Below are 23,811 nucleotides of genomic sequence, written 5' to 3'. Positions count from 1 at the left end.
GATTACTGAAATATTCTCTGAAAAGTGTACTCAATTTGGAATTCGAAATTACAGCTTGTCATCGTTTTAACGTTCTTCCCCTTATTAACGACACCCCAATCAAGCTATCTCAGGCTCACTACTCCTCCCTCAAGGTCTATCATTTTCTAAATACCCTATCAAAAAGTTTGGTTAGTATATTTCAGCCATTATTTAAGGGAATAAACTGAAAAATTAGAAAAATCTTAATCGCGATTAACTATTCTCATCAGAAAACAGTATTTATCATGTCTTATTGTCTTTCATGTGATGCTTTTAATTTAAGCATTACAGAAAACTGTTCTTGTAATTTATCCTTAAAACCTCTAAAATTCACGCTTCGCAATTTTGCGACACAACCTTGGTTGTGACTCCTTGCTTCTGACTTTTCAAAAGTTAGGGGCTGCATAAACCGTAAGGAGCTGACAATGCGTCACTACGAAATCGTACTTTTGGTACATCCAGACCAAAGCGATCAAGTTGTGGGTATGGTAGAACGTTACCTAACTCACATCAAAGAAGCTGAAGGTCAAATTCACCGTTTAGAAGATTGGGGCCGTCGTCAATTGGCTTACCCAATTAACAAAATTCATAAAGCACACTACATTTTAATGAATGTTGAATGTGGTCAAACTACGCTAAATGAATTAGAAGAATTGTTCCGCTATAACGATGCAATCCTTCGTAATGTTATTATTCGTCGTGAAAACGCAATCACTGAAGAATCATTGCTTGCTAAAAGTGCTGAAGAAAAGCGTGCGCGTAAAGCACAACGTGAAGAAGCACAACAATCTCAAGACTCTGCTGAAGCATAAGGAGAACATAAATGGCACGTTTTTACCGTCGTCGCAAGTTCTGCCGCTTTACAGCTGAGAAAGTTGCGTACATCGACTACAAAGATATCGATACTCTAAAACAGTACATCACTGAAAACGGCAAAATTGTTCCTAGCCGTATTACAGGTACTAAAGCTCGTTACCAACGTCAATTAGCGCTTGCGATTAAACAAGCTCGCTACTTGTCTTTGATCCCTTACACTGACAATCATAAGTGAGGTTGAGCTGTGGATATTATCTTATTACAACGCATTAAAAACCTTGGTAAATTAGGCGATAAAGTTTCAGTTAAAGCTGGTTACGGCCGCAACTACCTTATCCCTCAAGGTCAAGCAGTAGCAGCGACTGAGTCGAATACTGCTGCTTTTGAAGCTCGTCGCGCTGAACTTGAAAAAGCTGAAGCTGATGTTTTAGCTGCTGCTCAAGCACGTGCTGACGAACTGAACGAAGTAAATATCGCAATCACAGCGAAAGCTGGTGATGAAGGTAAATTATTTGGTTCAATCGGTACTCGTGATATCGCTGATGCGTTAACAAGTGCTGGCCTTACTGTTGACCGTGCTGAAGTTCGTTTACCGAACGGTGCACTTCGTCACACTGGCGAATTTAACATCGCAATTCAATTGCATCATGATGTTACTGCTGAAGTTCTCGTTACTATCGTATCTGAGTAATTTTCTGCAAAAAAAAGAGTATGCTTTTTGCATACTCTTTTTTTATCTTTAAAAATTGTCCTCATAGTAAATTTCCACTTATTGACTCATCATTTATCCTATTTGTTGCTGTTTTTAGATGAATGAAATTTTCGATTCGCATTTTTTGTAAGAGCGCGTATGATCTATTTATACGGAAACAATTGAAAATTTATTCTTCGTTCCAATTTTTATAAATTACTTATTTATTGCATTTTAATTAGGGTTTTATATGTCACAGGCGACTGCCAATGCCACGCTTAACTCAGCTAAAGTAGATCATAAAGGAAACGAACCTAGTCAATTAAAGGATTTTCGTACTCCACCGCATAATTTAGCAATTGAGCAAGCTGTACTTGCAGCCCTGATGACTGTTGCTGAATCTTTTGAACAAGTGGGTGATGTTCTTAATGAAAATGATTTCTATGCCACACGTCATAAATACATCTTTCGTGCCATTGAAAAACTCACCCAAGAAAACTCGCCTTATGATGCGGTCTTAGTCAATGACTGGCTGATTAAACAGAATCTGCTTGAGGCCGTAGGTGGTGAAGAATATCTGATGCAACTGATGGCAGATTCCCCTTCTAGTTTTTATAACTTAGAAACTTATGCCAATAAAATTAAAGAATTTTCAACCTTACGTAGCATGATTAAAGTCAGCTCTGAAATTTTACAAAATGCCTATGACACCAAAGGTCGTAGCGTCAGTGAAATTCTAGATTTAGCCGAAACCAATATTTTCTCGATTGCAGAACAACATAACAATAATGCAAAGGCGCAAGGCCCAAAACCGATTAATGCCGTTGTTGCAGATGTTTTTGACAAGTTAAACGAGCTGTCTCAAATGGAAGGCAGTATTACAGGTTTGACCTCTGGCTTTATGGAACTGGACAACAAAACCTCAGGCATGCAGGCTGGCGATCTCATCATTGTTGCTGCACGTCCATCGATGGGTAAAACTACTTTTGCCATGAATTTAGTCGAAAGTGTCATCTTTAACTGTGACTTGCCTGCCTTGGTATTCTCTATGGAAATGCCGGCAGATTCAATCGCAATGCGTTTGATTTCTGCCTATGGTAAAGTTCATCAAGGTCATTTACGTTCGGGTAAACTCGATGGCGATGAATGGTCTAAAGTCACGGGTACAATTTTACAATTACAAGAAAAAAATCTTTATATTGATGATTCTTCAGCATTACCACCAACAGAATTACGTGCACGTGCGCGTCGTATTGCCAAAATGCATGGGGGCAAAATTGGCTGTATTATGGTCGATTATTTACAGCTTATGAAAGTTCCTGGCATGGGTGATAACCGTGTCGGTGAGATTTCTGAAATTTCACGTAGCTTAAAAGCGCTTGCAAAAGAAATGATGTGTCCTGTAATTGCCTTATCTCAGTTAAACCGATCACTGGAAAATCGCCCCAATAAACGTCCTGTTATGTCAGATCTTCGTGAATCTGGTGCAATTGAGCAGGATGCTGACTTGATCATGTTTATTTACCGTGATGAAGTCTATAACAAAGAATCCAAAGAAGCAGGTACAGCTGAAATCATTATTGGCAAACAACGTAATGGGCCTATTGGTACAGTACGTCTGGCTTTTGAGGGTCAATATACACGTTTTAGTAATTTATCCCCTGAGTTTTATGCTCAGTATGATGATGGCGAATAATATTTCTCATCATTTTTTTCATATACCCTGAAGGAGTAACGAGGGTGCGCCAAGCAACAGTTTATATTGACAGTGAAGCGCTGCAATATAATTTAAACCGTGTCAAACAACTTGCACCAACCGCTAAAATCGTCAGTATGGTGAAAGCCAATGCTTACGGACATGGAATCAAAGACTGTTTAGCAGCCTTGAGTGAAACCGATGCCTTTGGTGTCGCCTGCCTTGAAGAAGCACTTGAAATTCGTGATCTCGGTTATCAACAAATGATTACCCTGATTGAAGGCGTTTTCTCTGAAAATGAAATGCAGATTATCATTGATCAGAATATTGAATGCGTCATTCATCAGCAGCAACAAATTGAATGGCTTCTTACTCACAAAGAAGCTTATATTGATCAGGGGCTAAAAGTTTGGGTCAAACTGAACAGCGGTATGAATCGCTTAGGTTTTAAAATCAATGAAATTATTGAGGTTATTAACACACTTAAATCAGAAGGCTTTACTTGTGTTTTAGTTATGCATTTTGCTAATGCAGATGTGGAAAATCATCCGTTAAATCAACAACAGATCAATCAATTTTTACAAGTAAAAAAAGCTTGTTCCCCAATTCTAGCCTCATGCTGTAATTCAGCCGCCCTTTATCAATGGCCAGAACTGAATTTTGATTTTGTTCGACCAGGCATTATGTTATACGGCGCTTCGCCATTTGCAGGAAAATCAGTGCATGCACTCGACTTAAAGCCTGTAATGACTCTTACGGCTGAGGTTATTGCGCTCAATCATATTCAAACTGGCGAATCGGTGGGTTATGGATCTACATTTATAGCCGATAAAGAAATGGATTTAGCCATTGTTTCTATTGGCTACGGTGATGGTTATCCACGTGTATTTTTCAAACAAAATTATGTCGCCATTCAAGGCAAATCTTGTCGTGTCATCGGGCGTGTTGCAATGGATATGATTGCGATTGATGTTACAGGCTTAAATACTGCTATTGGAACTGAGGTAGAACTTTGGGGTAAAAACCGCTTAGTGGATGATGTTGCAGAAGCAAATGGAACGATTGGTTATGAATTACTTTGTCGTTTAACAACCCGACCTAAGCGAAAGTAATCCAACATTTAATAAAACCCAAGCATAACTTGGGTTTTATTAATTTTCATTCATTTAGAGAATATATTTTTACGTTTGATTACTGTTTTATTCTAAATAATCATCTGTTGGAATAGGCAAGCTTTGCAAGCCACGACGCAGAATATCTGACCATTGTTTACTTAACTGTCGAAAATAAGGGTCTTCTTGATAAATGCGTTTACCATGTGGAATATCTAAAGAGTCTTTTTTATAAATGACCATATCCAAAGGCATTCCCACTGAAACATTAGAGCGTAAAGTAGAATCAAAAGAAATTAAACAACAACGTACAGCTTCATCTAAGGGCATTTCATAGCCTAGCGCACGGTCTAAGATAGGCTTGCCATATTTACTTTCACCAATTTGAAAGTAAGGTGTGTCTTCAGTGGCATTAATACAATTACCTTGGGGATAAATATTGTATAGCTGCATATCTGCACCTTGAATTTGCCCACCCAGCAAAAGACTACAATAATAATTACTATGCTCATTGATATCTGTGGTGACATCAGCAATTACTTTTCTTAAAGTTTGGCCAATTAACTCAGCCATTTCAAACATAGTATTTACACTATATAAATTTGGTTCTTGTTTAAGTTCTAAATGATTGTTTAAATGTCCAATCACTGCCTGTGTTGTCGCTAAATTCCCAGATGTTTGAATGGTAATAAATCGCTCACCCTGCACACCAAATGTATAAAGTTTACGAAATACAGAAATGTGATCAACACCCGCATTGGTACGCGTGTCACTGACAAATACCAATCCATCTTTTAGACGTAGCGCACAACAATAAGTCATGACAACTCCTTATGACTTTTTTACTCATTAGCAAGCCAGCACTTGAACGATAGAATGCATTGACTCAACACCTCCACGCTCTCTAATACCTCTTATCGGTGCAACATCCCAATAGTCGCGACCTATGGCCACATAGATATGTGAATTTGGACTAAATAATTGATTGCTCGTATCAAAACAATACCATGCATTTTCTAAAAATACCTCTGCCCAAGCATGACTTGCCAGATGAGAAGTATTGGGTACAAACAAATATCCTGACACATAGCGCGCGGGTAAACCTAAATATTTACACATCGCAATCATGACATGACTATGATCTTGACACACACCCTGCTGATTCTGAAAAGCATCTATTGCGGATGTCAGCACAGAGGTTTGATCAGCAACATAGGGAATATGATTTAATATAGCTTCTGATAAAACGATTAAATATTTTCGTGTTAAACAAGGCACATGACGTTTGGCAAATTCCTTCATTTCAGTATTGCACAAAGTATTGGCGGTAGGTTGAAGAAACAAATTTGGATTAATTAAACTCTCTACACCATATACAGTATCATGATTTATCTCGACTATTCCCTGCGCCATAATGGTCATTTGCTGGTACGGTTGGCGCTGCGAACTGGTAATCCAAATATTATTAAACGCATCATATTTTGTACATTTCTGACCCGGTACACTGACATCCCAACTGTACACTTTTTGATGTAAATTGGAGGTAGGTGTCATTTTAATATACTGAATACTATTACATGCTAGATCGGTATATTGATAGTGCGTTTGGTGGTTGATCATGAGTTTCATACATCCACCTCAAATACGGTTTGCATATGATCATGGAAATGATAAAGATGAATACTATCTGGCGATAATTTTAATTGATGCCAAGCATGGTTTAGCTTGTTCCACCCCATCTGGTTCAATAAATCTATCGTATGGTCCAAGTTTTTAAGAGTCTGAGCTTGTTGTTGTTTTAAACGCATTTGTCGATCAAGTTGTTCAATATTTTGCCCTAAACTAAAGAATAAGAAAATATCTTCTGCTTCGGCTTCCAAAACTTCATGGCATTCTACGGCCACTTCACCAATATAGGCTAAGTTTTCGTGTGCATTTTTAATTAACTGATGAAGTTCGGCATAGGCATGAGCAGACAAAACTCCGCGCAAATCTTGGATATTATTTTTACTGGATTGAAATTGTTGATTGAAGGATGCTGGTTGCTCTGGATCTTGCAATAAAGCATTTAAGGATTCTGCATCAAAAGCAGGTAAGCAAAATGCATGTGCGTATTTCAGTGCCTGCGCATTATTTTGAAATGGAAATTGATCACATAAATATTCAATACGATTTAAATATCGTCCTAACCAAAAAATCTGTTCTGCATTACGATTTAATAAAATCACGTTTTCATTCCCATGCTTAGATGTTTATGAATGAAGATTATCGATCACCCATGTGTCTTTAACTCCACCACCTTGTGAAGAATTGACGACTAAAGAATTTTGTTGCATCGCTACTCTGGTTAATCCACCTGGTACAATTTCGGTACGATAAGGCGAACTTAAAACAAAAGGACGTAAATCAATATGACGTTCTGCTAAACCAGAATCGGTAATCGTCGGACAAACCGATAAATCCAATGTAGGCTGTGCAATATATAAGTTGGGGGATGACAGAATTTTTTCTTTAAATGCTGCAATTTGGTTTTTTGAAGCTTGTGGACCAATCAACATGCCATAACCACCCGAACTTTGTGTTTCTTTGACCACCAAATGCGCCAAATTAGACAATACATAATTTAAATCTTGTATATTTCGACATTGATAAGTGGGTACATTTTTTAAAATAGCGCGTTCGCCTAAGTAAAAATCAATCATTTTATCCACATAAGGATAAATTGATTTATCATCTGAAACGCCTGTACCCGGTGCATTTGCAATCACAACATTATGTTGTAAATAGGCCGACATCAAGCCAGCCACACCCAAATGACTATCTGGTCTAAAGCATAAAGGATCTAAATAAGCATCATCTACACGTCGATAAATTACATCAACCTGCTGCCTTCCACGGATTGTTTTGACATAAACCTTATCGTTTTCCACAAAAAGATCGCGTGATGTTACTAAAGGCACACTCATTTCTCTTGCTAAGAAAGCATGTTCGTAGTAAGCGTTGTTAAAACGACCAGGAGTGAGTACCACAATAAATGGCTGATCGACGTTAGTATTTTCTTCCAAAATTTCTTTAAGTAATGCAGGATAATGTTCTATACTTAAAATATTATTTTTTTGACATAGCTCAGGCATCAATTTTTGACTAATTTTACGATTTTCAAGCATATAAGACACACCCGATGGCGTTCTTAAATTATCTTCGAGCACATAAAATTCGCCTTTTTGATCACGAACAATATCAATTCCACTAATTTGGCTATAAATATTACCCTTTAGATTATGCGCATACATATGCGGTTGATATGCTTCATGAGTCAAAACTTGAAGCTCAGGTACAATTTGGGCTTTTAATATGTCTTGTTGGTGGTAAATATCATGTAGAAAAGCATTCAGGGCACGTACCCGTTGGACACAGCCTGAAGCGACCTTATTCCATTGTTTTTTCTCAATCACTCTCGGGATTAAATCATAAGGAATTGTTCTCTCGATTCCATCAGCATCTCCATAGACTGCAAATGTAATACCTTCATATAAAAAATGTGCTTTAGCGATTTGATTTAATTTTTGCAATTCATCCAGTGTATGATTTGCTAACCAGTCTTCAATATTCTTACAGGCATCATTCGGTTTAGTATATCCATCGATCAATTCATTAAAAAACTTTGATTGAAGCTGTTGAAAGACCTCATTCATTTTCGCGCCCTGCTTAGCCTGAACAGCCACAGAAACCACACTCGCGCCAATAGAGCTGGAAAAATTTTCAAGTGTGAGCATTGCTTGGGGATTTTGATCATCTTTAAGCATACTACCCTCATTATTTGAATGTCAGTTTTGTCTATGATGAACTCATCTATTTAAATCTTATTTTTCATAATATGATGCAAGTGCATACTTCAACGCATGAGTTACCTATATTTGTTTATATATCCACGCTTAAGTGACACATTCAATGGTATTTTCGATCCAACATGTATCAAAATATAGGCAGTAATTTTGAATTTGATTGTGAGTGTACAAACGACTGGCTAAAAAATTCGGTATTTTCGATTGTGTTCATGATTCAATGCAGATATAAACAAACTACTCCATTTTTAAATTCAGTTATGTCTTCACAAGAAAAAGAAACGTCTAATAGCCTGTATCGTCAATGGCAAATTTTATCTCGCCTTTCTACTGGAAAATGGATGGGCACGCGTGAATTACAGGAAATTTTACAGCGTGAAGGGATTGATATTAGTCTGCGTACTATCCAACGTGATCTAAATCAGATTTCACTACGCTTTCCGATTGAAAGTAGTAAGACAGTGCCGCAAGGTTGGCGCTGGCGTTCAGATGCGCCTATTCAAAGTTTACCGCATATGACCAGCTCTCAAGCAGTCACCTTTATGATGGTAGAAGAGCACTTAAAGCATTTACTTCCGCCTAGCCTAATTGAAGAAATGAATCCATGGTTTGATTTAGCACGGCGGAGTTTGTCTACGCAAAATAATGTTCGACAATGGATTAATCGAGTTCGAATCGTTCCTGCGACGCAACCTTTAATTCCACCTATCGTTGAGAAATCGGCACAACAAGCGATTTATGAAGGCTTACTGCAAGATAAGCAGCTGGAATGTATTTATCAGCGACGAAGTCATTTAAGTGAAGAAAAAACCTATGTTCTAAATCCTTTGGCTTTGGTACAAAAAGGAGCCATTATTTATTTAATTTGTACACGTCATGATAAGACTGATATTCAAACCTTTGCCTTACATCGTTTCAAGGCAGCCACAGTTTTAACTTCACGCGCCATGCATCCTGTGAACTTTGATATTGATGCTTATATAGATTCTGGCGCACTCGGGTTTAGAGTAGACTACAATAAGCCGACCGAGAATATCCAACTAAAACTCACGATGTCAGAACAAGATGCGCATTATTTTGATGAGAGCCAATTGGGTAAAGATCAAACGATAGAAAAAATTGAAGATGGTTTAGCACAAATTACTGCCACTGTTCCTTTTACTTCACAACTGGTCTGGTGGTTAAGAGGTTTTGGTCATAAAATCCAACGTATTGAACCCATTGAAGTGTTTCATGCAGTGCGTGAAATAAAGGATTAGTACAAAAACCTATAAGAAAAAGTCCCAAAAATGGGACTTTAGAAGATTTATAATTGTGTCTAATTTTTAGTTATGGCAGTAGAGTTTAAAAAACCAAGTTTTATGAATTCGCCCCATTGATCTAAAACCTGATCGCGTTTGATGTCATGCGTGGTGAAAAAAACATGGAGTTTTAGCAAGCAAGGTCTCCACGATTAAATCGAATTGCTTTCATCGTCATATTCTTGTTCCTCTTATTTCCTGTGTAAATTAAATATAATTGAAATATTCGAATTTATTAAATCATAAGATCTGAATTCGTCAGCTTAATTTTTATTAAGCATTTATTCTGATTGCTTTTACTTGAAGTTTAATATGGCAAACTTCAAAAATAATTGTGCTTTACAAATCAAACCTTGTACATCATTTATAAACTAGGCACATTTAAGTCATTCATAAATTTATGGAAAACCAAGAATGCCAGGTACAGTTCAAGCCGTCAGACATAAACTGCTCAATACTTTTTTTTCTCGTAATTCAGTATGGTTTGCTTTTATTTTTATTGCTTTAAGTATTACTTGGTTTCGATTTAATTACGCCCCTCATTATATTTACTATTTTATTTCAGACACTTTATTAAATTCCCTTTGGCTTATTTCAGGCTTACTGAGCTTTTTGGGACTCTACGACGTATTACAAAATAAACATTCTATTTTAAAAAACTATCCGATTATGGGACATTTTCGGTTTATGTTTGAAGATTTTCGTCCAGAAATTCGTCAATATTTTATTGAATCTGATCAAGATGCTCTGCCATTTTCACGAATGCAACGTAGTTTAGTTTATCAACGGGCGAAAAATGAAAATTCAGATAAGCCTTTTGGTTCAATTATTGATGTATATCAACAAGATTATCGCTTTATTACTCACTCAATTGTTCCCTGCAAACCTGCCAATCCAGAAACATTTCGTATTCAAATTGGAAATCATCAATGTAAACAGCCTTATAGTGCTTCTATTATGAATATTTCTGCCATGAGTTTTGGCAGTTTAAGTGCGAATGCCATTCGAGCACTCAATTTAGGTGCGTATATGGGAAACTTTTTTCATGACACAGGTGAAGGCAGTATTAGCCCTTATCATCTGGAGAATGGTGGAGATATTGTTTGGGAACTTGGAAGTGGATACTTTGGCTGTCGTACTTTAAAGGGTGATTTCGACGCAGAAAAATTTACTCAACAAGCCAATTTACCGCAAATTAAAATGATTGAAATTAAATTATCGCAAGGTGCAAAACCGGGGCATGGCGGTATTTTACCTAAAGATAAAATTTCTGAAGAGATTGCTCAAATTCGGGGAGTTAGCCGCGAACAAGACTGTGTTTCACCTTCTCAACATTCTGCATTTAGCACCCCAATTGAAATGATGCACTTTATTCAACAACTCCGTGATTTATCTGGTGGAAAACCCGTTGGTTTTAAACTCTGTATTGGACAACCTTGGCAATTTATGGCAATTGTGAAAGCCATGTTAGAAACCAAAATTGTCCCCGACTTTATTGTGGTGGATGGTTCTGAAGGTGGTACTGGTGCAGCACCCATTGAACTGATTGATCATATGGGCACACCGTTACGTGAAGGGTTGTTATTTGTACACAACACCTTGGTCGGTGCAGGATTGCGCACCCAAATTAAAATAGGTGCAAGCGGTAAAATTATCAGTGCTTTCGATATTGCCAGTATGATGGCAATTGGTGCAGATTGGGTTAATTCAGCGCGTGGTTTTATGTTTGCGGTCGGCTGTATTCAAGCGCAAAGCTGTCATACCAATCAATGTCCTGTCGGTGTTGCGACTCAAGATATAGACCGTCAAAAAGCGCTGCATATTCCCACAAAATCGGTGCGGGTGTTAAATTTCCATAAAAATACCTTACATGCTTTATCTGAAATGATTGCAGCGGCTGGACTCAAGCACCCAGCCGATATTAAGGCACATCACTTAGCACAACGGATTAATGACCGTGAAATTAAAAACTATGCACAATTACATTTCTGGCTCAAAGAAGGTGAATTGCTTAACTGCGAAAATAAAGACGAAGAAAATTTTTACTTTCGGATGTGGAGTTTGGCGCATGTAGAGCATTTTTAACAATTGCTTGTAATTAAAATTCTTAGTTTTAATAATTCCAAAAGGAAATTCAACGTTAATTTAAAATCCAATTAAAAACCTGAATTGAACTAAACACCACTAATCGCCATTTATTAAATCTGGAATTAGTGGTGAGTATCTTTAAGTTTTATTTTTACAAGATGAAATTTCAAGCCTGTTGTTAATAATAACGATCAGAACTTTGGGTATGTAAAAAAGCAGGAATTAAACCAGTCAGTGCTGCACGAATATCGGCACGTTCATTGATTAACTGGTGTGATCCCTCTTCTAACATGAGTAAAGTTTGTAATCGAAATTTTTGGCGGATAAATTCAATGTTATAACGCCAGTCCACCGTTTCATCCAAAGCACCTTGTGCCAACCAAACAGGAATACGACACGCTGGACGTGCTTCCATTTCCTGCATCCATTTTGACATCGCCAAAATCCAATCCATTCCCATCATACGGGGTTGCAAAGGATCCTTTAATCGTACAAAACGTAAAAACTCAGGATTGTGGTTATTTCGTCTAAAGTGACGTGGTACTTGACGTTTAATACGCCGAATAATCCCTAAACCTACAGGATTATGCCACCAAGCCGATTTGGCGGGTCGGATCAGCGGTGAAAGTAATAGCACCCGACCCACATAAGGATTTTCACGACGTTGTGCAAAATCTAATAAATGGTGCATCCATATTGCGCCGCCTGTACTTTGCCCTATTCCCAACCAAGGTTTAGGCAGTTGCTCTGCATCTTTAACAGATTGATAAACAGCTTTTAAAACGTGTTGATAATGATCGAAATTTTTAATATTCGCAGGTGAGCCATCACTTAAGCCATGCCCTGGTAAATCATAGGTTAAAACACTGAAACCTTGTTCAAGTAATTCACGAATAATCGGCTGATAAATACCGCTATGTTCTAGGTAACCATGCAGCAAAAAAACAGTGCCACGTATTTTATTAAAAGGAATGAGCGCTAAATCAGGCTGAAACACCTGAACATGTAATTTAAACAAGGGCATTTGTACATAGCCTTGCCAATGTTCACCTTGCAGTAGATGTAAGCCATACAATTGACGATAAGCTTGGATTTCAACTGAAGGCTGATAAGGTTTTTGTAGATTTAAAACTTCAAGTAATTGTGGCGTAGTTTCACGACTGGGAACTGGTAAATCTAATTGCCTTAAGATATTGGGATTTAAAAATGGAATATCTGACATTAAGGTACCTCTCGACAATCACTAGAACCAAACCAGACATCCCGAATCGTCGCGAGCATTTCATAGTTTGCACGGCGACTATGATCATAATTTTTTTCGCTTGGACGCCACTGAGTAAGTTGCGTTGGCATGGGTGCTTCAATAGGTACCGTTTCAATACCATTCAATGCAAATAAACGACGGGTGCGTGGCATGTGATAACGATCTGTAATTAAAATTACGCGTGGTGCTCCACCCTTTTTCTGCAAAAGTAATGAACTAAAGCGCGAATTTTCACAGGTGTTCATGCTGCGATCTTCCAATAATTTTGCATCGACATCATGTTGTTTTAACCATCGTTGCATATAAGGTGCTTCTACGCCACTCAGAACAATCGGAAGTTTATATTGTTTTTCAACAGCTAACGTTTTTTCCAAACGTAAGCGTGTATAGTCATTGACCACGATATTTTGTCTATTTTGATCTAAGGTGAGTCCCCCACCTAAAACAACAATCGCATAAGGTTTTGAACTTTGAACCTGAGACTGTTCATTTTGATTTTGTTCATGAATCTGTGCAATATCTTGATAAAGACTTTCATCTACTTTTTCTTGAATAATCTCTTGATTTTCGACTGGATGAGTCTGTAAAAATTCCAGATACTTTTCCATCAATACTTTATTTTCATTACTGTTCAAATTTAACAAATCTTTCACTGCTTGTGTCGGATCATCTTGCGCTCCCACAGAATCACTTTCTTGCTCTGCCGAAGTTGAATCTTGTTCTTTCACCAGCAATGGAATACGGGGTTTTTCTTGTTCTTCATTTTCCTGAATTTGAGCTTCTTCAATCTTGCCTTGCAAAGCTTTATAACGTGCTTGAAGCACAGTTAAATCTGGTGAGTTTTTGCTTTTTATGGTTTCTTCCATTAACTTTAAATAGGCTTGACGCGCAATCCACAATTTCGATCCCGGCTCTAAACTTTCATGTTCACTTAAAGCCGCCTGTTGCTGACTTTTTGCAGCCACTTCATTGACTTGTAGCGGAACAAAGGTATTAAGGCCTTTTACGATCCATTGCGAATAAAAAGGCGAATAAATTAAAACCATAAAACAGCCGAAGAGCAAAAATAGCACAGATGCTACTTGTACCAATCGAACCATCCAATGTGTTTTCGCCATAATTCTTTATTCCAAATGTGAACGAATTAAACCTGTTTCATCAAACAATACAGGTTCGGGTTCTAATAAAATGTTAAATTTTTGATACACATCGTGTTGTACAGCCCGATAAGTGGCTTGTACATCTGTTAAAGAGGCCTGTCCATAGTTCACTAAAACCAAGGCCTGTTTATGAAACATACCGACAATGCCATGTTGCTTACCTTTCCATCCTGATTGGTCGATTAACCAACCAGCCGCTATTTTAGCGTTATCTTGAGCTTGAGGATAATGGGGTAAATACGGAAATTTCTCTACCAAAAGGTCACAAACCTGCTGCTGAATGATTGGATTTTTAAAGAAACTTCCTACATTCGGATAGTCTTTCGGATCGGGAAGTTTACTTTGGCGAATTTGAATGATCTGCTTCTGCAAGTTTTCTGCTGTTTGTTCATCGCCTACTGCTTGCCTAAGATCACCATAATTCAGCACTAAATGGGGATGCTTCAATAATTTAAACGTGACATGGGTAATGATAAATCGATTCGGATCATCTTTAAAAATGCTATGCCGATAAGAAAAATCACAATCTTTGGCAAAAATGGTGTCAAATTTTTCAATTTGTCGGTCATACACCTGTACCGATTCAATAAACTCACCTACTTCAACGCCATACGCACCAATATTTTGTACGGGTGATGCACCCACTAAACCAGGGATGAGAGCCAAGTTTTGTAAACCATATAAATGCTGTTCAGTCGTCCATAAGACAAAATCATGCCAAATGTACCCTGCAGCCACGCGGATGGTCTTGCTTTGCTCATCTTCTGTAATATTTTCAATACCTTGTATATCCATATGCATCACAAGCGCATGAATATATTGAGGTAAGAGCATATTACTACCACCTGAAAGAATCAGCACATTGAGTTGCTGTTGCTTGGCATACTCCAAACCGTCCACCAAGTCTTGTGTAGAATACACTTTGAGGTAATGCGATGCAGTCACATCAAGACTTAAGGTATTGAAGGGTTTAAGTTGAACTTGGGTTTGAATATTCACACTGCTTAAACCTTATTGCGTATTTATTTCTTGTTTAAAAATATTAACCCAAGCCAGACTACTGGATTCACATTGATCTAAAACCCGTTCAAATCCATCCGCTTCACTATAATAAGGATCGGGTAAAGCTTGTTTTAAATATTGAGAATCATGTTCACTCATCAAGGCAATTTTTGCACGAATTTGATTTAAACCATATGTAGTTTGTGCTTGCCCTAAAAGTGCTTGAATATTCAATAAATTTTCATGATCCATCGCTAAAATCAAATCAAACTCAATAAAATCTTGCACATTTAATTGACGAGCACGCAAGCCCGATAGATTATAGCCACGTTTTAAAGCATGCTTTTGGCTGCGACTATCAGGCGCTTTATTGGGATGATAGTTACTGGTACCTGCAGAATCAATCACAATATTAAGCTGTTGTTCATCACAAAAATGTCTAAGCACGACTTCCGCCGTTGGAGAACGGCAAATATTTCCTAAACATACACATAACACCTTATATGGCGTTTTGGATGACATAACAACCTCGATAACTGCTTTATTTTCAGGTGCCTTATGTTAAGTTATTTAGAGGATGAATCCTATAGAGCGCTAAAACAATAATCTTGAATTCGATATAAAAAAGGATGCAATAGATGAGCCATTTTCAATTTCAGACAGTTTCTAATATTATTTCAGGGCTTGGTTCAATCTATGAATTAAAACAATTACTGCAAGCTCAGGGTTACCAAAAACTGTTACTGGTTACGGATGCTGGCATGATCCAACAGCAATTGCATTTACCCATTCTTGAAATTTTAGAGACCATTCGACTGGATTACGTGATTTATTCCAGTGTACAAGCCGATCCAGCTGAGCACATCGTTCTTGATGCAGTTACATTTGCGAAAAATGAGAAAGTCGATCTTGTGTTAGGTTTTGGTGGAGGAAGTTCTTTAGATGTGGCTAAAGTTATTGCCATACTTGCTCACTCACAACAAAAGCAAACATTAGCAGACTTATATGGTATCAATAATGCCAAACAACCTCGACTGCCGTTATTTTTAGTGCCCACCACCGCAGGTACAGGCTCCGAGGTCACACCTATATCGATAGTCACCACGGGTGAAACAACAAAGACAGGAATCATTTCTCCTGTATTATTTGCTGATGTTGCCATTTTAGATGCAACTTTTACGCAAAATTTACCTGTACATATTACGGCAGCAACGGGTATCGATGCCATGGTACATGCCATTGAAGCCTATACCTCAAAAATTAAAAAGAATCCTTATGCAGATATGCTGGCGAAACAGGCATTACGATTGTTAAATCACAATTTAGGACTGGTTTTGGCAGATGGACAAGATTTGAACGCTAGACAAAATATGCTGGTGGGTGCAATGCTCGCAGGTCAAGCCTTTGCCAATGCACCTGTTGCTGCGGTACATGCTCTGGCTTATCCTATTGGAGGACATTTTCATATTTCTCATGGGCACAGTAATGCCCTAGTGTTGACTGAGGTTTTAAAATTTAATGCACCCAATACCAAACAGCTCTATGCAGAGTTGATGTGTTGGTTAGACACTAAAAGTACAGGGAGTACAGATGGATTATGTGATTTATTTATTGACCATATACAAAACCATTTAGATAACAGTGGGTTGGTTTTAAAATTAAAAGATTTAAACGTGCCTGAACATATGCTGAGTCAACTTGCCAAAGATGCTCTGTTACAAACTCGACTTTTACAAAATAATCCTCGGGAAATGACACAACACGATGCGCAGCAGATTTATCAAGCAATCTATGAATAAACAATTTAGTCGATTAATTTGGCTCTAAAATTAAATATAGACAGCACATTCAAGGTCATTTTGACCAATGACCTATTTTTAATCCATCTCCATTTACCCTTATTCAAAAACAGAAATTGAAAATTTCAGAGTAATTCTGAAAGTACTGAATTCGGTCGCTGAATTTTAAAATCACGTTGTTCAGGATTACGACATACATTCGTCATCCTGAAACGGTGCAATGACTCAAGTCATCCCACACAGATGGGTTGATTAATCAATTTTAAACGGCCAAATAAGAAAACACCCTAATATCTATAGAAATATAGGGTGCTTTGTTTAAATTACAGTTTAAAAGACTAAGTTTACTTCAGTTGAATATTTTGAAGTTCACCATCAAAATTTTGCAAAATATCTTTTACAGCGGATTCAGTATGTAGTAATTCAGATGCACGAGCATAAGCTCTTTCTTTACGCTCGTTTTGTAGCTCATATGGTGTACTGATGTCCACTTCAACATAATTGACTTGAAAATGAGTATTCGGCCATTGATCTTTCAACGCTTGCGCTAATGCATGTTGTTGCTGATTTAGCAATTGCTCATATTTCGGTGGGATCTGAAAAAATGACTCACCATCAATTTGACCCAACATGATCCCTTGCTGTGCTAACTCCTGTACAGCTGGCGATAAAGTACTATTTCGAAACCAATATTCCCACTTGTCTACTGTCCATGCACCCTCAAGTTGTTGCGGTGTAAGTTTTAAAATATCCTGTGGCATCAAGTTTGAATTTTGCTTCAAATCAGTTTCAGCTAAAGTCTTACTTTCTTCAAAATCGGCTTGATCACATGTAGAAATCGTTGGCGCTATAGGCGTAATAACTGGTGATTCTAAATTCACGACCTGTTCTACAGTTTCATCTAAACTGCGTGTCTGCTTTAAAAATAAGTCTGTTTCCAATTCAGCCTTAGCATCATTAGATGGCAATATTGTTTCAGTCTCTGTTTCAGCCTTGTCTAAAGGAAGAAAGTCATCAAATAATACATCATCACTATTCGGTCCATGATCAACAGCTACTTGTTCAGCTTCATCAGTGGATACGTCTACATCAAATAATGCATCTTCTGAGGTCGGATCAAATACAATTTGCGCTGAATCTGGCGTTGGCAGAGTTTCAGCAACAGCCTGTATAACATCCCCCAAAACTTCATCGGAAGATGACACTAAATTTTGCTGAGTGATCGCTATGGAAGTTTCTGAGATATCTTCTACTGAAGATTTTTTTAATGGAGAATCTTCATGAACAATATGCTGTTGTTGCAAATTTTGTATAGGTGTTTGTGAGGTAATTTGCTCATGAACTTGCTGCGTTGAAGTAACAGGAACCTCATTCGGCTGCAATGGACGAAATGCCAATAATCGCAGCACACACATTTCAAAACCTTGTTCTGGAGTGACCGCTAATTGTAATTCTGCTCGACCCTTACATGCCACTTGATAATACAACTGTAAATCTTGTGCCGAAATAAGCTGCGATAAATGCATAATTTTTTTATTAATTTCAGCACTATATTTTAGACTTAAATCGGGTAAATATTGCAATAAAGCCAACTCATGCAACGTTGAAATCAACTGATCTAAAACCAGTGAAACATCTAGAGCCTGCTGTCTAAATTGCATCAATAATTCGCTCACGCGCTGTTTTTGGTTTTGATGAATGGCAACAATTAAATCGTAAATAATGGTTCGGTCAATCAAACCCAACATTTCTTTCACATCTTGATGTTGAATCTCACCTTGACCATAAGCAATCGCCTGATCGGTTAAAGACAAAGCATCACGGACTGAACCTTGCGCAGATTCAGCTATTTGCCAAATCGCATCTTGTTCCGCTTGAATTTGTTCTAAATTCAAAATATGGGTTAAATGTTCAGTAATTTCATCCACAGCCAATGGACGCAATGTAAATTGCAAACAACGTGAAATAACGGTAATCGGCAGCTTTTGCGGATCGGTGGTTGCAAAAAGGAATTTGACATGTTCTGGTGGCTCTTCCAGCGTTTTTAATAACGCATTAAAAGAATGCGTTGATAACATATGTACTTCATCAATTAAATAAACTTTAAAACGACCTTGAGTCGGTGCATACGGAACGTTATCTAACAATTCACGCGTATCTTCAACTTTGGTACGTGATGCCGCATCGATTTCAATTAAATCGATAAAACGTCCTTCATTGACTGCTTTACAGGTAGGACAGACTTCACAAGGTTTAGAGGTTACGCCAGTTTCACAATTCAAGCACTTTGCCAAAATACGCGCAATGGTGGTTTTTCCAACCCCGCGTGTACCAGTAAATAAATACGCATGATGTAAACGCCCACGTTCCAAGGCACTGGTGAGTGCTCGTGATACATGGTTTTGCCCAACCAATTCAAGAAAATTACGTGGACGATATTTACGCGCGAGTACTTGATACATGTATGCTCCTTTTTACAGGTCTAAGCATACTGTTTTTTTGTCTAAGAGTGAATGAACTATCTTCAAAAGCTTAACAATAAACCCTCCATTAGAAGGACGGTTCTAAATTGCAAAGTACTTTTAAAGGTATACATTATCCATTTTTTTCTAAAATAAAATCACCTTCCGAAGGATAGAGATGACCCGTTTGATCTTGTAATATTTCAAGGATTTGTTGATCCAAATCTACAGACATTAAATTACGTACCTTCATCTGCATTAATTCAATTTTACTGTGATCAGTATTTCTAAAACGAAACTGCCCTGTATAAATTTCTTGCTGATCATTTCCACTTAAACTTTCACGTTTTAAAGTATAGGTCTTGTTCTGATTCAGCACTAAATCTACGACCATGCCCGGACACTCTTCACAACGAGTATTACATCCCATACAAGGCGTTGTGCCATGATATTTTCCGACCCATTTCGCGACCGTCACTTTATGCTCGGCAACCTGATCAATTTGATTGTTACTTTTACTACTTGATTGAGTAGAATCCTGACAACCCACTAAAATGGAGGATGCAATGAAAGACAGAAAAATGGGATTTTTCATTAGCATGCCTAAAGAAACCTGGAAAAGCAGCAAAATAACATATTTTTCGAAAAATCATCAACATGTTATATGAAGGAGGTTCTCCCTAAAACCAACCCTTACGCCCGTTTAATGCTGCATCAGCACAACGTAAAGTTTCTTGAGTTAAACCCCAAAGACGATAATCTCCTGCAATAGACGTTGTTGGAAAATTATGCGTATAAGCAAAACTTAATTGACGTTCAGGATCACACCAAGCAGCAGAACCATTAAATCCCATATGCCCAAACCCTTGTGATGATTTCCCCAAGGTTAATATACGGTGATAACCCAGTCGCCAATGCATAGCGAGCGGCATAATACGGTCACGTTTTTTATATTGCACCGTTCTGAATGCTTCAAATATTTCAGGTCGAATCAATTGCTGACCATCTTGTTGTCCTTTATTGGCCAACATGGCATAAATTTTTGCCAAACTATGGGCAGTAAAAACCCCATTCGCAGCAGGTATTTTTGCTTGCAAAGCGACATCACTAAAGAAACTAAAATTTTTCATTCCTTTTGGAATCATCGCATCTTGAAATTCTTTCGGGTCTTGTCCTGACCACTCCATTAGTTTGTGCATTGGTGAAACTTTTTTTTGTTTTGATTTCTTTTGTGATACTGGATGCTGTACTTGATTTAATTTGGGCAATGGCCGAGCAATACGAGCTAATTCAGCTTCTGGTACACCAAAATAAGCACCGTCTAACTGTAACGGCTCTAGCAAATATTGTTGCATTAAATGATCTAAAGGCTTTCCAGTTGCTTTTTCCAGTAGACCGCCCAACAACCAGCCGAATGTTAAAGGCTGATATGCTGCATCTGTCGCAACATTAAAACGCGGTTTCGCTTGTGCGATTACATTCAACATATGCGGCCAATCTGTCATCTCAGAGGCATCATCTATAATATTACGAATATCATATAAGCCACTTTGATGGCTCAAAATATGTCTTAATGTGATTCTTTCTTTACCATTTTGAGCAAATTCAGGCCAGTACTGTGCAACAGGAATATCATAATTTAAAAAGCCTTGACTCACTAAAATATGCGCCAAAGTAGCAAGCACGCCTTTACCTGTGGAATAACACATGGATAATGTATCAGCTTGCCAATTTTCTGTAATAGATTTTTTCCCCGTATAAATATCCACTACTTTTTTGCCTTGAAAATAAACCACCAAAGCGGCACCACTCTGCTCAGCTCGTGCATCTTGCATACGGCTAAATTGTTTGGCTAGGTCTATAAATCGCTCATCTACCTGACCTTGGTAATGATGATTAGTAGCAAAAATATAGTGTTGAATAGCTTTCATCTTGCTCTTTCCATAGCATTTATTTTTATTTTAAATAAAAAAGCCTAAATCAAAAAGACTTAGGCTCATTATATTTAAACTGCTTTAACACATCCTGCAACATGTGGTTTTTGATTTTTACTATTTCGAATTAAAAACTCAGTATCTTTCGCTGTTTGAGTGGTTAAAAACTCAACTTTAGACGGTAAATACATCGGTAATTTAAACTGAACATCTGCTTCATAACGATCTGGCAACGTTAGACTGGCCAATGCTCTCGCTTTACTCCACATTCCATGAGCAATGGCTTGTTTAAAACCAAACGCTTTTGCTGTAATCGCATGAATATGAATCAAATTAAAGTCACCCGAAGTCAATGCATAACGACGGCCTGTATTTTCAGAAACATTCCACTCTGCATTGGGTTCATATTTAGGAATCTGAGCATCTGCTGTTTTAGTCACAGCTTGAGTATTCGTTTTTTGACGCGCTAAATAAGTTGTAGTCCCTTCCATGACCACATCATTTCCGACTTTTGCCGTCGTAATAAAGTCGAACTGAACGCCTTTGTCATGCGGTTGTAAATCACCAAACTTACACGATAAAGACAGTTGTTCATTTACGCCTACTTTACGTGTTTGTTTAATCTGATTGCGAATATGCACCAAGCCTAAAATTGCAAACGGAAATGCTTCTTGAGTCATCATGTGCATTTGCAGACTTTGTGAAAGTACTGCTAAGTAAATAGCAGGAATATAACCGTTATTTTTAAAACCACATACTTCGTTATAGGCTTTTAAATGTTTTTGATCGACCTTAAATGAATCCACTACATATTCAACTTGCGGCAATACTTTTTCACCCTTTGGTTTTTTAAAGATTAAACCTTGAATTACTTTTGGATAGGCTAAATAAGGCTTTGGAAGTTGGCTAAAATGGCGAGTATTCATAATGAACCTTTTATAAAATTCTTTATTATCTATAAATTCTCTCTCCCAATTGGAGATGAGAAAACTATTGTGCACGGAATGAGGATTAAATATAACCCTCATTCTCTTAAATTTTGCTTTAGCTTGATTGATAAAATGAAACTAATTTACCTTTTTATCAACAAGGTAAATTAGTTTAGGTTCTAACAAAGCTTTAGAATCTTTAATTTATGCACCCAATAAGCTTTGACCACAAACACGTACAACATTGCCATTTAAACCTGTAGAAGCAGATGATGCAAACAAGGCAATTGTTTCTGCAACGTCTACAGGTAAACCACCCTGACTCATTGAGTTCATGCGGCGACCAGCTTCACGAATTGCAAATGGAATTGCTGCTGTCATTTGAGTTTCAATGAAACCCGGTGCAACAGCATTGATGGTTACACCATTTTTTAGGATGGACGCAGTGAATTTAACCAATCCAATCACGCCTGCTTTTGACGCTGCATAATTGGTTTGACCCAAATTACCGGCAATACCTGAAATTGAAGATACGCAAACTATTCGACCATTTTTATTGAAACCTGCATTTTCCAATAAATAATCGTTTACACGTTCAATTGCTGAAAGATTGATATTAATCACCAGATCCCATAGCTCTGGCTTCATATTTGCCAAAGTTTTGTCACGAGTAATTCCCGCGTTATGCACGATAATATCTAAACCACTCTGCGCAGCTGCAGCAGCTTTAATTTTTTCACCCGCATCATTCGCAGTAATATCAATGGCTAAAACTGAACCGCCAATCTCACCGGCAACACGTTCAAGGTCAGCTTGTTGTTGTGGTACGTCTAAACAAATCACATGCGCACCATCGCGTGCTAAAACATGCGCAATCGCTTCACCAATACCACGGCTTGCACCAGTGACTACTGCTGTTTTACCTGCAAGCGGTTTAGCCCAATCAACATCTGCCACATCCGCTTTTGAAACACGAATAACTTGACCCGAAACATAGGCTGAACGTGGAGACAGTGCAAAACGAACGGTAGATTCTAAATTCGCTTCGGCCCCTTCATCAACATACACCAATTGTGCTGCAATGCCTTTTTTGAACTCTTTGCCTACAGATTTCACAAAACCTTCAAGCGCGCGCTGTGCAATGGCTTGTTTTACAGTTTTCGCAGTTTCAGGCGTAATTCCTACAATAACGACACGACCAGACGTTTGAATCTGACGTGCTATTGGATTAAAAAATTGATACAGCTCATTTAATTGTTCAGAATTTTGAATACCTGATGCATCAAAAATAACTGCTTTAAATTTAGACTCTTTATCGCCCTGATTAAATGCACCTAAGTTCAAACCGGTTTTCGCTGCTGCTTGCTGTAATTCAGCATTATTACCTGTGTAGCTATTTGCATGAATATTGGCCAGCACTTGTGCAATCGAACCAGATAATGTACTTGCAGGTGCAGCACCAAATAAAACAGCACCTTTTACCACTGGGGTTGCAGACTCAAAGCGATCAAGATTAATAGGTGCTGGTAGACCTAAATTTTTGATGACAAATTTACCAATAGGAGATTTTGCAAAGGTTTGGTATTGGTCAGTCATGATTATTATCTCTCTTAAAAATAAATTGTAGATGAATAGAAATATATCTGTTTAACTTCAATGCAATGTTAGATATTTATGCTTTCAATACATCC

Annotated in this window: 20 protein-coding genes and 1 pseudogene; 8 read left to right on the top strand and 13 right to left on the bottom strand. The window is 37.8% G+C overall.

Features of this window, described 5'->3' with window-relative positions; genetic code table 11:
* The first annotated feature begins 446 nt into the window (after positions 1-446).
* The 5 genes from rpsF to alr all read left to right on the top strand — a co-directional run bounded on the left by rpsF (position 447) and on the right by alr (position 4,336).
* On the top strand, positions 447-833 hold the full coding sequence (gene rpsF, locus GA0116959_RS05215; RefSeq protein ID WP_053578020.1) for a 30S ribosomal protein S6: 387 nt from the start codon (positions 447-449) through the stop codon (positions 831-833).
* Positions 834-844: 11 nt separating this feature from the next.
* Positions 845-1,072: a 30S ribosomal protein S18 gene (rpsR, locus tag GA0116959_RS05210; RefSeq protein WP_004648825.1), complete on the top strand. Its 228-nt coding sequence runs from the start codon at positions 845-847 to the stop codon at positions 1,070-1,072.
* A 9-nt stretch (positions 1,073-1,081) separates the two neighbouring features.
* Entirely contained in the window at positions 1,082-1,528 is a 447-nt protein-coding gene (gene rplI, locus GA0116959_RS05205) for a 50S ribosomal protein L9 (protein ID WP_053578021.1), read from the top strand.
* 250 nt (positions 1,529-1,778) lie between these two features.
* Positions 1,779-3,224, top strand: coding sequence for a replicative DNA helicase (gene dnaB / locus GA0116959_RS05200; RefSeq protein ID WP_053578022.1), 1,446 nt, complete (start codon positions 1,779-1,781; stop codon positions 3,222-3,224).
* Between the two features lie 44 nt (positions 3,225-3,268).
* On the top strand, positions 3,269-4,336 hold the full coding sequence (gene alr / locus GA0116959_RS05195; protein ID WP_092719048.1) for an alanine racemase: 1,068 nt from the start codon (positions 3,269-3,271) through the stop codon (positions 4,334-4,336).
* Between the two features lie 87 nt (positions 4,337-4,423).
* Here alr and GA0116959_RS05190 read toward each other — a convergent pair whose 3' ends face one another.
* The 4 genes and pseudogenes from GA0116959_RS05190 to GA0116959_RS05175 form a co-directional block, all read right to left on the bottom strand.
* Positions 4,424-5,158: a proteasome-type protease gene (locus tag GA0116959_RS05190; RefSeq protein WP_053578024.1), complete on the bottom strand. Its 735-nt coding sequence runs from the start codon at positions 5,156-5,158 to the stop codon at positions 4,424-4,426.
* 27 nt (positions 5,159-5,185) lie between these two features.
* Entirely contained in the window at positions 5,186-5,965 is a 780-nt protein-coding gene (locus GA0116959_RS05185) for a transglutaminase family protein (protein WP_092719045.1), read from the bottom strand.
* Positions 5,962-6,564 carry an alpha-E domain-containing protein gene (locus GA0116959_RS05180; RefSeq protein WP_092719042.1) on the bottom strand — a complete coding sequence of 201 codons (603 nt, stop codon included), beginning with the start codon at positions 6,562-6,564 and terminating at the stop codon, positions 5,962-5,964. The genes GA0116959_RS05185 and GA0116959_RS05180 overlap by 4 nt, the downstream gene beginning before the upstream one ends.
* Positions 6,565-6,588: 24 nt before the next feature.
* A pseudogene (locus GA0116959_RS05175) lies at positions 6,589-8,022 on the bottom strand (circularly permuted type 2 ATP-grasp protein); the annotation flags it as partial.
* A 419-nt stretch (positions 8,023-8,441) separates the two neighbouring features.
* Here GA0116959_RS05175 and GA0116959_RS05170 point away from each other — a divergent pair.
* Entirely contained in the window at positions 8,442-9,440 is a 999-nt protein-coding gene (locus tag GA0116959_RS05170) for a helix-turn-helix transcriptional regulator (RefSeq protein ID WP_092719291.1), read from the top strand.
* Positions 9,441-9,896: 456 nt separating this feature from the next.
* A complete protein-coding gene (locus tag GA0116959_RS05165; RefSeq protein ID WP_092719036.1) occupies positions 9,897-11,567 on the top strand; it encodes an FMN-binding glutamate synthase family protein in 1,671 nt (556 codons plus the stop codon).
* A gap of 181 nt (positions 11,568-11,748) precedes the next feature.
* Here GA0116959_RS05165 and GA0116959_RS05160 read toward each other — a convergent pair whose 3' ends face one another.
* Genes GA0116959_RS05160 through GA0116959_RS05145 form a run of 4 tightly spaced genes read right to left on the bottom strand, consistent with a single transcriptional unit; the run spans position 11,749 to position 15,518 of the window.
* Positions 11,749-12,792, bottom strand: a complete 1,044-nt coding sequence (locus tag GA0116959_RS05160; protein ID WP_053578029.1) for an alpha/beta hydrolase — start codon at positions 12,790-12,792, stop codon at positions 11,749-11,751.
* Positions 12,792-13,952 carry a YdcF family protein gene (locus tag GA0116959_RS05155; protein WP_092719033.1) on the bottom strand — a complete coding sequence of 387 codons (1,161 nt, stop codon included), beginning with the start codon at positions 13,950-13,952 and terminating at the stop codon, positions 12,792-12,794. Before GA0116959_RS05155 ends, GA0116959_RS05160 begins: the two co-directional genes overlap by 1 nt.
* Before the next feature lie 6 nt (positions 13,953-13,958).
* A complete protein-coding gene (gene murB / locus GA0116959_RS05150) occupies positions 13,959-14,993 on the bottom strand; it encodes a UDP-N-acetylmuramate dehydrogenase (RefSeq protein ID WP_092719028.1) in 1,035 nt (344 codons plus the stop codon).
* Between the two features lie 12 nt (positions 14,994-15,005).
* On the bottom strand, positions 15,006-15,518 hold the full coding sequence (locus tag GA0116959_RS05145; RefSeq protein ID WP_092719024.1) for a low molecular weight protein-tyrosine-phosphatase: 513 nt from the start codon (positions 15,516-15,518) through the stop codon (positions 15,006-15,008).
* A gap of 116 nt (positions 15,519-15,634) precedes the next feature.
* Here GA0116959_RS05145 and GA0116959_RS05140 point away from each other — a divergent pair, with 116 nt between their 5' ends.
* Positions 15,635-16,795, top strand: a complete 1,161-nt coding sequence (locus GA0116959_RS05140; RefSeq protein WP_092719021.1) for an iron-containing alcohol dehydrogenase — start codon at positions 15,635-15,637, stop codon at positions 16,793-16,795.
* Between the two features lie 344 nt (positions 16,796-17,139).
* On the opposite strand, the gene dnaX is transcribed toward GA0116959_RS05140, so the two are convergent.
* The 5 genes from dnaX to GA0116959_RS05110 form a co-directional block, all read right to left on the bottom strand.
* A complete protein-coding gene (gene dnaX / locus GA0116959_RS05135) occupies positions 17,140-19,257 on the bottom strand; it encodes a DNA polymerase III subunit gamma/tau (RefSeq protein ID WP_092719019.1) in 2,118 nt (705 codons plus the stop codon).
* Positions 19,258-19,390: 133 nt separating this feature from the next.
* Positions 19,391-19,852 carry a copper resistance protein NlpE N-terminal domain-containing protein gene (locus GA0116959_RS05130; RefSeq protein ID WP_092719016.1) on the bottom strand — a complete coding sequence of 154 codons (462 nt, stop codon included), beginning with the start codon at positions 19,850-19,852 and terminating at the stop codon, positions 19,391-19,393.
* Positions 19,853-19,937: 85 nt separating this feature from the next.
* A complete protein-coding gene (locus tag GA0116959_RS05125) occupies positions 19,938-21,092 on the bottom strand; it encodes a serine hydrolase domain-containing protein (RefSeq protein ID WP_425304199.1) in 1,155 nt (384 codons plus the stop codon).
* 170 nt (positions 21,093-21,262) lie between these two features.
* Positions 21,263-22,117, bottom strand: coding sequence for a MaoC family dehydratase (locus tag GA0116959_RS05120; RefSeq protein WP_053578037.1), 855 nt, complete (start codon positions 22,115-22,117; stop codon positions 21,263-21,265).
* Positions 22,118-22,324: 207 nt separating this feature from the next.
* A complete protein-coding gene (locus tag GA0116959_RS05110) occupies positions 22,325-23,716 on the bottom strand; it encodes a 3-oxoacyl-ACP reductase (RefSeq protein WP_092719008.1) in 1,392 nt (463 codons plus the stop codon).
* Positions 23,717-23,811 lie beyond the last annotated feature (95 nt).

Source organism: Acinetobacter albensis, assembly GCF_900095025.1.
GTDB lineage: Bacteria > Pseudomonadota > Gammaproteobacteria > Pseudomonadales > Moraxellaceae > Acinetobacter > Acinetobacter albensis.
This window is presented reverse-complemented; position numbering and strand designations above follow the sequence as displayed.